Below are 12,421 nucleotides of genomic sequence, written 5' to 3' on the forward strand. Positions count from 1 at the left end.
TCAAAACTAAAAAACTGGATCCCGGCTCACTCATTTTTCCAATCCAGCTCTTGGCGAGCTGGGGAAAAATGGAGGCCGGGATGACGGCCCGTGGAGGATTAAGAAAATTCTTCCCTTATCCAAAACTCAGGTTAGGTAGATTTGGAGATATGTATACCCCACGAGATTGTCAGACTTGAGTTCCAAAACCAACGTTCAGGATGACGTTTGTAGAAGACCCCTATCTAAAAGCGCCATTTATGCTCGGGACGGGTATACAAGCTTCCGAAAAATCAACAGTTTGGTTTTGATCTCACTTCGGCATATCTTTAACATAAGGATTCCTACCGCCCTTATAAGTAAGGCGCAATGGGACTCCCCATAAATCAAAATCAGCACGTAGGTTATTTTGTAAATAGCGCGTGTAGGCATCCGGGACGTCATCGGGCTTATTGGTAAAAAGCATGAAGGTTGGTGGGCGTGTTTTGGCCTGGGTGATGTACTTGAACTTAAGCCTGGATCTGCCAACCAGGGGCGGGGGGTGCTGAGCTGTAACATCTTGCAGCCATTGGTTGAGCCGGCCGGTGGTAAGTCGTCGATTCCAGGTTTGATACGCAATCAAGGATTGATCCAAAAGTCGGGTTACATTTTGACCCGTTTGAGCGGAAATAGCCACACAGGGAACTCCCTTGACTTGAGGAAGGATTTTTTCTAGCCGGTATTTGAGTTCATCCAAGATTGCAGATTTATTTTGCACCTGATCCCACTTGTTGAGAGCAATGATCAGCACTCGCCCCTCATCGATAACGGTACTAGCGATGGTTGCGTCTTGTTTGCTCAAGATATCTTGTGGGTCAAGCAACAAGATCACAACTTGAGCATAGTCAATGGTTCTAAGAGCATCCGAGACTGCAAGTTTTTCAACAGCATCTTGTACCTTAGGGCGTTTGCGCATACCTGCGGTGTCAATCAGGCGAATCGGTTGGTCTTTATAATTCCAGTCGATAGCAATGGCATCGCGGGTGACTCCTGGCATGTCAGAGGTTAGAACCCGTTCTTGTTGTAGCCACTGATTGATTAGAGTTGATTTGCCCACATTCGGACGGCCAATGACAGCAAGTTGCAATGGTTGGGTCGTTGTACCTTCAGTTTCTTCTGACGGTGCTGGCAATCGTGAGGCCATCGCCTCGTAGAGATATTGAAGACCTTGGCCATGTTCAGCTGAAAGTGCAACGGGTTCGTCAAACCCCAGTTGGTAACCTTCGGCAATTGTTGCAGTAAGGTTGCTGCGGCGTCCCTCGCATTTGTTGGCAATCAACACAGTTGGTTTGCCCGATTTGCGTACTAGTTTGGCAAAATGCTCATCTAGAGGCAACAGTCCCAGGCGAGCATCAATGACAAAGAGAATCAGATCTGCATGCAGCAAGGCTTTCAGGGTTTGCTCGCGCATTAACGTTGTGAGATGATCAGTATCGTCTTTATCCAAATCCAATCCAGCGGTATCCATCAGCTGAAAACGCAAGTCCCCCAATTTTCCCTGGGTTTCTTTTAAATCCCGGGTCACACCAGGGCGATCATGCACCAAAGCCAGTTTCTTGCCAGCAAGCCGGTTAAAGAGGGTCGACTTGCCCACATTTGGCCGGCCAACAATAGCAACGGTTGGCAATGCATTTCCCATTAACGCATTGCGACGATGTCGCCCCCATCGGTAAGCAGGTAAAGAGTTCCTTGAGCAGCAATTGGGGGCACTGAAGTACTATCAGGTATTCTTTGTTGATTGACAATTTTTCCATCTTCAGCCTTGACGGTAATCATCTCTTGAGTTGAGCCCGTTACAATCAAGCGGTTTTCCACCAGTAGCGGACCCTGCCAAACAATCTTTCCGGTCCCTTCTTCTTCGTCCGTATAACGTGGCAGTTGGGTAACCCATTGAACCAGACCGCGGTCTCGGGTCAGACACACCAACTCGCTATCTGTTGTTACCATAAAGAGAAAATTACCAGCAACTGCTGGGGCCTGAATGCCACCAATCTCGCGATCCCATACCAGCGAACCTGTTCGTACATCAAGGGCTGCGGTGCGACCACTATGGCTGACTAAAAAGACCAAATTTTGATCAATGACAGGAGAGGCGCGAATGTGGGGTAGGGAAGAAACCGAATCCACCCGTTTGAAGGATGCAAGGCTTTCTGACCAAAGCGGATGTCCATTTTCTGGGCGCAGGGCAAAAATTTCACCCGATGAAAAGGGAGCGACAACGATTCCTGCACTGGCAGCCGGGCTGGCGCCCCCCAGTAGACCAGCTGTTTCTGTGATGCCACTGTGCGACCAAAGGGATTGCCCTGTGTTTTGGTCAAAGGCTTCCACTTCATTATTGATGGTCGTGACGAACACGTGACCGTCCTTGATGGTCGGAGCTGAGCGAGCGGGGCTATTAATCGGTGTGCGCCATTTAACGGCACCACTTGCTGCATCAAGGGCAAGTACTTCGGCAAAAGCAGATGCGACATAGATATTGCCTTGGTCATAGGCAATACCTCCGCCCAATACATGCGAAGAAATTTCATCTGGGTGAATCGGTTGCTGCCAAATCTGCTTTCCTGAGGTTGTATCAATGGCTTGTACTTCTTGGTCGGCATTGAGAACATACAATTGGCCATCATGCACAATGGGCGTTGACAAAAAGCGGCGTGATCCTCCAGAGCTTGAGCCGATGCTGCTGGTCCAAACGACTTTTGGCTGATCGGAAAGGGCTAGAGGTGGCATGCAGTGAGAGGCACAACCGCCATTTTGATCCCAATCTCGATTGGCTTGCGCTGCTGGGAGTTGGACAGGTACAGCCACTGCTTCAGGATTGGGTCTGAGAACATCCTGGTTCAACAAAACCAGCTCACGGTCGCCCTCTAGTGGGATTTTTTCCTTTTTAAACATTTTTGTACAGCCAGCAAGAGTGAGCGTAGTAAGGGTGAGGGTAGTCATAGCTAGCCCCAACAGCAAACGTGATTTCATGATATCAATACTCCTATAATGTAAAAATGTAAAAACTTGTAACTTCTAAGGTCCAGAAAGCACCGCCTCTAATCTCAAAATCACATTTTGTGGAGGAAATTGCTTTTGCTTTAGAGATTTTAAAATGGCTTTGGCTTGTTCAGGTTTGCCCTCGCGAATGGCTAAAATCGCTTGAGCTTCCAAAGCAAGCGCCGCCCATGGGTTTGCAGAACCACTGGCCTTTTGCAGCCTTAAGGTGAGAGCTTTAGGGTCTCCAGTGTCAAGTTGCAATAAAACTGAAAGCAGCAAAGCTAAATTTCGGGTTTTGCTATCGACTTTTCGGCTTTTTGCAAGATTATCGTAGATTGCAATGGCCTCTGCTAAGGGCGGCGCACCTGCTTTTTTCTGACTATTATATTGCACAATAAGCCCTGCACGTTGGAAGTCAGCCAGGTGGGCATATTCGCCTTTTTGCTCACTGAGTTTTTTCAAAGCTGCTAAAGCCTGGGGAAGTTGGTTTTTGTCTGCCAACGCTACAGCCTGGCTGAGGCTTTTCGACTGGGTGGTACGGTTTTCATAACGTGCATTCCGCCAATAAAGGGTTGCCCCTGTTCCCATGATGACTGCAACAACAATGGCGATGGTGTACATGCCATAATCTCGCCAAAGCTTCATTAACTTTTCTCGTTGCAGGTCTTCTTCGACTTCGTGAAAAATTGAATTGTCCACAATTGACTCCAAAATTTAGTTGTATATCTCCCTCTTTATAAAGGAATTGCACAAAAATATCAAATATACTGAAGCTGAATCCAGGATTGTTCAGTGAAAATGTGCTACCTACGGATCGTCATCCCGGACTTGATCCGGGACAGGATCCCATTTTTTTAAAATCTGCAAAAAAGAATTGGATGCCAAATCGTAAGATTTTAGAATATAATCCTTTTCAAGGCTTAGTTCTAAAAGCAACGTTTGGGATTGGGATGATGCCCCGTAGGCAGAAAGAACTCTTATCCAAAACTCACGTAAAATTTAGCAAAAGAAAGCTTTAAATATTAAGAAAATTTTAAACAAGTCCGGATAATCTTGAATATATAAAGAAGGATGTATGGCTTCCAAAGAAAGAGCAAAAAGGACTAGGATCATGTTAACAAAACAAAATTTTCATTCGTTAAAGTGGGGGGCTCTGGCCGCAACGGCAGCCATACTCTCGACAGGTTGTGCTGAATATGAGTTGCGCAAGCTGGATAAAATGCAACCTACAGGGTCTGAGTTTACTCAAACTTTGAGCAAAGAATATAAGAACCTTTCTGCCAAAGAGATTCGCATGAACTATGACGACTTCAGTTCAATGCACTTTGCTGAAAAAGGTCAAAAGGCTGCGATGGGTGAAGATATTGAGCCTGATACGATTGCCTCACTTGAACTTCCAGACAGCGTAAGGCCTGAATTTGAAACAGCACGTGCTCGCTTGGTCAGTGCACTAAAATGCCAAGGTCGTAGCAATGCCCCTAAATTTTCAGCCAAGGCGCAAGCAGAATTCGACAACTGGGCCGAAGAAGCAGAAGAGCGTTTTCAGACCAATTGTATCGAAGAGGCACGCTTGGCATTTTATGAAAATCTAAGGCTCGCCGAAGAAATCATTTGTCCACTTGATACCGCACCTCAGTTCCACGTTTACTTTAGGCATGACAGCGACAAAATTGATGCTAACATGGAAAAGGTTTTGGAAGAGGCAGCGGCTGCTGCAACGACCCACTGTCATTGTAAAGTTTTCCTAACCGGTTCAACCGATGCCAGTGGTACCAGAGCTTACAATGCTGACCTATCCAAACGTCGTGCAGATAACGTGAAAGCTTCCATGATCAGTAAAAATATCGAAGACCATCGCCTTGTGGCTCGTGGTCATGGTGAGTGGCCCGGTAGCCCGCAGCATTTACGCAAAAACCGTCATGTTGAGATTATCATTCACTAAGCTTTAATTAGGCTTTAATTAGAGAATGAAACGGAATTAATAAAAATAATAAAAAATAAGAAACTTTCGGCTCCTTAATTTTAAGGGGCCGTTTTTTTTGTGGGCTATGTCCCATACCCCGGGATATTTGCAAACAAGAATTATATATTTACAGGTTGTTTCGCTCGCATTCCTTATCTCTTATCCAAAACTCAGGTTAGTATAACAGCAAACAAAATAAACTATTGGATCTATAACCATAAATGTCTATAATGAAGGCGTTATGGTTTTAAGTAGAGTTACTTATTGCACTGCCAGAATGCTGACGTAAATTGCAAAGGATTTAGAGATGACCGAGACAGGATTACAAACTAAAAAACCTAAAGAGCAAGTTGCCGAAATTGGCAAACATAAATTGGCAAATCTACAACGAAGTCTCGAAAGCAAAATTATTGGCCAGAAATCGTTGATTGAGAATCTTTTAGTATGTCTTTTATGTGATGGACATATGTTGATCGAAGGTATGCCAGGGCTGGCCAAAACCACTGCTGCAAAATCAATTGCCGCCGGCATTGCTGCTGATTTTCACCGGATTCAGTTTACCCCAGACCTGTTGCCATCTGATTTGATCGGTACTGAAATATACGTTCACGAGAAAAGCAATTTTACTTTCCGTAAGGGACCCATTTTCAACAATATCGTTTTGGCTGACGAAATCAACCGCGCTCCGGCCAAGGTACAATCTGCTCTTTTAGAGTCCATGGAAGAAAGACAGGTCACGGTTGGTCACCAAAGCTACCAACTGCCAGAGCTGTATATGGTGCTGGCCACGCAAAACCCAATTGAACAAGAGGGCACCTATAACCTGCCCGAAGCCCAACTTGATCGTTTTGCCATGTATGTCGTAGTGGATTATCCAAGCCACGCAGAAGAATTACTAATTGCTGATATGGATATGGCCAAACAAGTAAAGCACAAGAGCGAAGACTTACCTGTTACCAGCACAGCTGAAATAGGGGCAGCTCGTGAGTCTGTTGCTGCCATGTACATGGATGAAAAGGTCAAGGACTACATCGTATCTTTGGTCATCGCCAGTCGCAATTCAGAAAAATATGCAGCCAAACTTGGCAAGTGGATTGCCCACGGTGCTTCACCTCGAGCCACACTTACATTGATTCGATGTACCAAAGCTCTGGCGTGGTTGCGGGGCGATGAATACGTAACTCCGCATCACGTGCAAGAAATTGCTCTGCCGATTTTGCGGCACCGGATAATTCCGACTTTTGCAGCTGAAGCAGAGGGAGTCACACGTGAGATGATTGTCAAACGCCTTTTAGAGGTTGTTGCAATACCATAGAAGGTCGAATTCATGCTATATCCAGATTTCGAGGAGTTAGTAGCTCTTAAAGGTAGAGCCACGCAACTTTGCTTAAAATCTAACCGGGCCGTTATTTCAACTGCTACCGGAGATAACCTATCCCCCTTTAGAGGGCAAGGTTTAGAATTTGAAGAGGTGCGAGAATATGCACCAGGCGATGATGTGCGCAATATTGATTGGCGGGTGACGGCACGTACTGGCAAACCGCACATGAAGGTGTTTCGGGAAGAGCATGAGCGTAGCGTCATGCTCTGTGTCGATGTCAATGAAGCTATGCGTTTTGGCACCAGAGGCACTTTTAAATCTGTGCAAGCAGCACGAGTGGCAGCTCTTCTTGGGTGGCGCGCGCATATGAATCACGACAGACTCGGTGGGTGCTTGTTTGGAAGCATCAGCAAAGGCGTACAGTTCTTTGCCCCCAAGCGATCGCGTAAATCTTTTTGGGCGATTTTAAAGCAGCTCAGTGATCACAACCACCTAACCGACTCAAAAATAGTGCCTGTAGGGGATATACTGATGAACTTCAACAAAGCGGCTCCCACCGGTTCACTGATCTATGTTATCAGTGACTTTAGTAGCTTGGGGGAGTCATTTGCTTTGCAGATCGGGAAATTAAGAAAACGCTGTGATCTGGTTTTTATTACAATCGATGACGCAGCTGATCAACATATCCCGCCAATAGGTGAAGTATTGTTTGCCAATGATCACACAGAAACAGTACACATCAATACCAACAATGGGTTGGGCAGAAAATCCTACGCGCATCAGTGGCAAGAAACCAGGACACAACTATGTCAAATTGCCTCTCAATTTGCTATTGGATTGATTTCATTGCGCACTACTGATGTGGTTGCTAGTCAATTAACGCTCGGTTTAAAACACTTGAGTAAAAGGACGCAAGTTAGATGAACGATTTAATTAACCAATTGCATGATATTGAAGGGATTGATGCCATTGCTTGGTGGCCGCTGGCTCCTGGATGGTGGGGCATCATCTCATTGGTATTAATTAGCGTTGTGTTGTTGGGGGTATATATACAACGCAGGCGTAGATTAGCCCGTAGTTGGCAACAGGATGTTGCCAGCCAACTGTGTGAAATGGAGCAAAAGCTTACCCCAACAACGGCCGTGGCTACAGCAAAGGAACTGTCTGAGATCATTCGCCGCATTGCAATCCAGCAGTTTTCGCGCAAACAATGTGCGGCTTTAGAAGGAAAAGCCTGGCTTAGGTGGTTGAAAAACCATGATCCCAACCAATTTGATTGGCAAACGCAGGGGGAGTGGTTGATCACTGTCGTTTACGCTCCAAGTACGACGTCGATTCCAATAGAGCATTTGCGTAACTGCTTGGCTGCCATCAAGAGGTGGATACAATAATGTTTACCTTTTATTGGCCTTGGCTGGTTTTGCTTTTACCGATTCCTTTGTTGATAAGATGGTTGCTACCAGAATATCGTGATCATGATGAAAGCATGCCGGCCCTGCGCTTTCCTGCACTTGCAAGATTGCAAATGGCGTTTTCAAGAGGGCAAATTAGCGAGAGGCATTCGAACAAATTATTTTTAATAACCCTTTGCTGTATTTGGCTATCACTTGTATTGGCGGTTATGCGCCCGCAATTGGTAGACAAATTTACTGATGTAAAAAATAAGGGATATGACCTGATGCTAGCTGTTGATATCTCAAAATCCATGCAAGCCCTTGATTTTTCAACGCAAGTCCAAGCAGTCAGCCGGTTGGATATGACCAAAAAAGTTGTCAGCAAGTTCGTGCAAAAACGCCAGGGAGATCGGATTGGCTTGATCTTATTTGGAGAAAATGCCTATTTACAAGTGCCGCTTACGTTGGACACGGCTGCCGTCAGTCAAATGCTCAACAATGCGGTGACAGGGATGGCAGGGCCTGCAACAGCCATTGGGGATGCCATTGGTCTGGCTGTGCGGAGTCTACGTGAGCGTCCAGATGGTTCTAGAGTTATTATTTTATTAACCGATGGCGAAGATACTGCCAGCACGATACCGCCCCTCCAGGCTGCAAAATTGGCGCAAGAGTATGATATTCACATCTATACCATTGGGGTAGGGAAAAATGGTCCGGTGCCTTATCCAACAGGAACCGGCGGAATTGTCATGGCCAATATTCCCATAGATGAAGCCTTGCTGAAACAAATTGCCAAAACCACTGGAGGAGCATATTTTCGGGCCACCAATGCCAATGCCCTTCAGAGGATTTATGACAAGATCAACAAATTGGAAAAAACCGATGCAGAGGTTAGAGAGTATTTAATTCGCGATCCGCTGTATCATTACCCTTTAGCAGTTGCGGCATTGCTGCTGTTATTTTTGTGCGTTGTACCTGCGGTCAGGAGGGTGATCAATGCAATTTGAGAATCTTTTGTGGTTGTGGGGATTGATTATTCCTCCTATTTTGTGGGTTTGCTTTGCTCTATTTCAACGTACACCTACTCTTGCCAATGGATTGGACAGCTTTATAGATGCACACTTGTTGCCGCACTTGTTGCTTGGCAATAAAACTTCAAAGCGCACGCTTTGGCAGCGCCTTTGCCTGTGGTCGGTCATGTGGTCTTTGTTGATGGTTGCGCTTGCAGGGCCACGTTGGGATTATCGTGAAATTGAAACTTTTGCCCCAGATCAAAATCTGGTCATTTTGCTAGATCTTTCGCAATCAATGGATGTAGAAGACGTACAACCATCAAGGTTAGTCCGGGCTCGGCAGAAAATTGAGGATATTTTGAGCCTGGCCAAAGGAGTCAATATTGGTCTGATTGCCTTTGCTGCTGATCCACACATGATTTCCCCACTGACAGACGATGTTGCTACAATCCGCCATCTGTTGCCCACACTTGATACAAGTTTGGTCTATGTGCAAGGGAGCAAGCTTGTACCAGCTTTAACAATGGCATCACGCTTGCTTGATGCACATTCTGGTAGCAACAAATCTATTCTTGTAATTACCGATGGTGGTTTCGAAGATGCTAGCGCAATTTCCAAGGCAAGAGAACTGTATGATCACGGAACCAGAATATACACCATGGGAGTTGGGACCCTGGACGGAGGTCCCATCAGAAACAGCCAAGGCGAATTGATCAAACAAAATGGAGCAGTTGTGATGTCGAAGTTGGAAATTGATAAACTACGCTCACTGAGCAATGCAGGGGGAGGGGGGTACTTGCAAGGGGATTACCATGATAATGACATAGCTGATATGTTGCAACAGATCAAAAAGCGTACCCAAGTTACCGAAAAGCAGCAGCACACAATACGGTTATGGGAAGAACGTTTCTATTTGTTGGTGTTTCCAATGATGATCTTGCTGCTGCTCTGGTTTCGGAAAGGATTTGTTTTTCTGGCGCTGTGCCTTACGCTGCCGCTATGGTCGCAGGTAAGTTACGCCAAACCAATAAAGCAGTACTTTCAAAATGACCAACAGATCGCCAATCAGGCTCTAGAACGGGGAGATTATGCAACGGCTATTGATAAATTTCGAGACCCCTATCGCAAGGGAGTTGCCCAATACAAAGCTGGCAACTTTGCTGAGGCAGAAACACTGTTCCGCCAATCGGAACGAGCAGATGTTGCAACAGATGCAGCTTACAATCTTGGTAATGCTCTTGCTCAACAGCAGAAATATTCTGAAGCAATCAAGGCTTATGAGGCTTTGTTACAAGACCAGCCGCAGCATGAAAAAGCCAAACATAACTTAGATGTAGTGAAAAAATTGCTGGAGCAACAGCAAGCACAACAGGATAAGGAGAACAATAAGGATAATAATAAGAGTGAAAGCAAATCTGAAGAGGAAAAGGAAAAGCAGGAAACTCAAGACCAATCTGGATCTGGTGCAGAAAACGACAACCAAGACTCGGACTCGCAATCTGAAGAGCAAACTCCAAAAGGGGACTCACAAGAACAACAATCAAAAGAACAATCACAGGAGAGGGATACCGATGAAGAATCTGAGGCTGAATCAGAGCAACAGACTCAAGAGTCACAGTCGCAAGAAAATGATCAACAATCTGCAAGCACGATAGAAAAAAGTACAATAGAAAAAAGCGCAGAGAGAATTCAGCAGGATATTGATGCGGATCAATGGCTCAACCGCGTTAACAATAATCCCCAGGCTTTTTTGAAAAACCAATTCTATATTGAATCCAAACGCAACGGTACGACGGAGGAACGTAATCCATGGTAAGGAAAATCACAGTACTCTTTTTATTTCTTTTAATTGCTGTTGGTCATAGTTACGCAGCTGAATTTACGGCCAGCGTCAGTAAAAATCGGATCAGTATGGGCGAAAGCTTGCAGCTCAAGCTTGAGTTGAAGGATGCCAAAGCAAAATCTCGTCCAGATGTTTCAGCGATTGAAAACGATTTTTCCATTTATGGCCAGCAGCAATCATCAAGTACCTCGATCATTAATGGCAGCGTTTCAACCAGTACAAGCTGGAATTATGTATTAATGCCCAAGCGGGAAGGGGAACAGACCATTCCTAAAATTCAGCTTAAAACCTCAAAGGGCGTGCTTGAGAGCCAATTGGTTACCATCTCTGTTACTCGAGCTGCCACGCACATTAATGCAGGAGAATCAGGTAAAAGTGATGGTGTTACAATTACAGCAAGTGTCAGTAAGCGTAATCCTTACAAAAATGAACCCATCATTTATACAGTGCAATTACGTTCAAGTACTGATTTAGCAAATGTGAACTTGGGGGAGCTCTCAGTTAAAGATGCAATTGTTGAAAGGATTAATGAACCAAAAATAGGCAACTTTATTGAAAATGGTGTGGCTGTTAGAGTTGCCGAAATCAAGTACCGCGTTACTCCTCTGAAATCAGGTGAGATTTCGATTCCCCCACTTGTCATTCAGGGAGAAATTCCGGTACCTGCGGTTTCTTCAGGTGATTTACTAGACCATGATTTTGATCTTTTTGAAAGACTGCGTAGATTCGGTAATTTCGGTTCATTGGCGATTTCCCGCCGTGAACCTTTTGCAGTTGGCACAAAGCCGATCACGTTGAATGTTAAGCCAGCCAAAGCTGCGGTGACTCCCTGGCTTCCAGCACAATCGCTAACGATATCTGAAAATTGGAATGACGAGCAAAATTTTCGGGTTGGCGAACCCATTACTCGCCGATTTACCATAGTGGGCAAGGGGATTACCTCCAAGCAGTTGCCCAGTTTACAGGAACAGTTGTCCAAAAATAGGAACTTTAAAGTCTATGCTGATCAGCCAAGATTTGGTGACGATACAAGCGATGGGGTGCCTACAAGTTGGCGAGAGGAAACCTATACTTTGATCCCTAAACAATCTGGCCAGATCACCCTGCCGCAAATTTCTGTTGCCTGGTGGGATGTAGAAAACGATAAAGAAATGCAGGCAAATGTGCCAGAACTACAGTTAACCATTGCACCAGGTGTTGCCAGCAACACCAAACAAGTAGAAACAGTGCCAGAGTCAAGCGAGATTCACAACAAGAAAACGGCAAAAGTTGCCACTGCTCAACATAGCCATTTGTTGCTTGCGGTTCTTGCAGTGCTGATCGGATTATTGCTTATGGCATTATTTTGGGTGATCAACTTGCGCCTTAAGGTGACTCAACTCAAAAAAGTCGGACCTGTAATTGCGCAAACTCCAGCAAAACCTGAGGCAAAGTTAACATCATGTAAGGAAATTACCAAAGCAACCTCAGCAAAGGAATTGCAGTCGATGCTGCAAAGCTATGCCCATTGCCATTGGAATCTTCCCAAAAATTCTTCCTTGGATACTGTGTTTGCAGCAGCAAAACAAAAGGCACCATCTTTGAGTGTTCAGGATGTAAATTTGGCCACCAAATCCATACAAGGATCTCTTTATGCAAATCAGCAAATTGACCTTGAATTGGTCAAAAAGACTTGTGTGGATATTATCAAGCAAACTGAAAAGCAAGTAAAGAATAGAAGGGTAGAACGTGAAAAACTTCCGATATTAAATCCATAATATGCCCGTCCTGGGCATAAATTGCGCTTTTCAATTGGCTCTTTTGCGTTTTGAGTGGGTAAGGAGATTTTTTCCTAATCAGAAAATTCGATGCTAACTACCTTCAGTTAAGTAAAAAAACAGCAATGGTCAA

The 12,421-nt window shown here is 45.1% G+C and carries 10 protein-coding genes; 7 read left to right on the plus strand and 3 right to left on the minus strand.

The window, feature by feature from the left end; genetic code table 11:
- Nucleotides 1–292: 292 nt before the first annotated feature.
- From der to ABFQ95_04795, 3 genes are read right to left on the minus strand one after another with little or no spacing between them, the layout of a single operon-like run.
- Nucleotides 293–1,645 (minus strand): ribosome biogenesis GTPase Der, encoded by a 1,353-nt coding sequence (gene der / locus ABFQ95_04785; protein ID MEN8236840.1) that lies wholly within the window; start codon nt 1,643–1,645, stop codon nt 293–295.
- Between the two features lie 11 nt (nt 1,646–1,656).
- Nucleotides 1,657–2,988 (minus strand): PQQ-binding-like beta-propeller repeat protein, encoded by a 1,332-nt coding sequence (locus tag ABFQ95_04790; protein MEN8236841.1) that lies wholly within the window; start codon nt 2,986–2,988, stop codon nt 1,657–1,659.
- Nucleotides 2,989–3,033: 45 nt separating this feature from the next.
- The gene (locus ABFQ95_04795) at nt 3,034–3,696 is read right to left on the minus strand and encodes a tetratricopeptide repeat protein (GenBank protein MEN8236842.1); all 663 of its coding nucleotides are present in this window, start codon (nt 3,694–3,696) and stop codon (nt 3,034–3,036) included.
- 412 nt (nt 3,697–4,108) lie between these two features.
- Between ABFQ95_04795 and ABFQ95_04800 the strand changes: the two genes are divergently transcribed.
- The 7 genes from ABFQ95_04800 to ABFQ95_04830 all read left to right on the plus strand — a co-directional run bounded on the left by ABFQ95_04800 (nt 4,109) and on the right by ABFQ95_04830 (nt 12,288).
- Nucleotides 4,109–4,939, plus strand: coding sequence for an OmpA family protein (locus tag ABFQ95_04800; protein ID MEN8236843.1), 831 nt, complete (start codon nt 4,109–4,111; stop codon nt 4,937–4,939).
- Between the two features lie 328 nt (nt 4,940–5,267).
- Nucleotides 5,268–6,275 (plus strand): MoxR family ATPase, encoded by a 1,008-nt coding sequence (locus ABFQ95_04805; protein ID MEN8236844.1) that lies wholly within the window; start codon nt 5,268–5,270, stop codon nt 6,273–6,275.
- A gap of 12 nt (nt 6,276–6,287) precedes the next feature.
- A complete protein-coding gene (locus ABFQ95_04810) occupies nt 6,288–7,205 on the plus strand; it encodes a DUF58 domain-containing protein (protein ID MEN8236845.1) in 918 nt (305 codons plus the stop codon).
- The gene (locus tag ABFQ95_04815; protein MEN8236846.1) at nt 7,202–7,672 is read left to right on the plus strand and encodes a DUF4381 domain-containing protein; all 471 of its coding nucleotides are present in this window, start codon (nt 7,202–7,204) and stop codon (nt 7,670–7,672) included. The genes ABFQ95_04810 and ABFQ95_04815 overlap by 4 nt, the downstream gene beginning before the upstream one ends.
- Nucleotides 7,672–8,682, plus strand: coding sequence for a VWA domain-containing protein (locus ABFQ95_04820; protein ID MEN8236847.1), 1,011 nt, complete (start codon nt 7,672–7,674; stop codon nt 8,680–8,682). The genes ABFQ95_04815 and ABFQ95_04820 overlap by 1 nt, the downstream gene beginning before the upstream one ends.
- The gene (locus tag ABFQ95_04825; protein MEN8236848.1) at nt 8,672–10,504 is read left to right on the plus strand and encodes a VWA domain-containing protein; all 1,833 of its coding nucleotides are present in this window, start codon (nt 8,672–8,674) and stop codon (nt 10,502–10,504) included. The genes ABFQ95_04820 and ABFQ95_04825 overlap by 11 nt, the downstream gene beginning before the upstream one ends.
- Entirely contained in the window at nt 10,498–12,288 is a 1,791-nt protein-coding gene (locus ABFQ95_04830; GenBank protein ID MEN8236849.1) for a BatD family protein, read from the plus strand. Before ABFQ95_04825 ends, ABFQ95_04830 begins: the two co-directional genes overlap by 7 nt.
- Nucleotides 12,289–12,421 lie beyond the last annotated feature (133 nt).

This window comes from Pseudomonadota bacterium (assembly GCA_039714795.1).
GTDB lineage: Bacteria > Pseudomonadota > Alphaproteobacteria > JAGOMX01 > JAGOMX01 > JBDLIP01.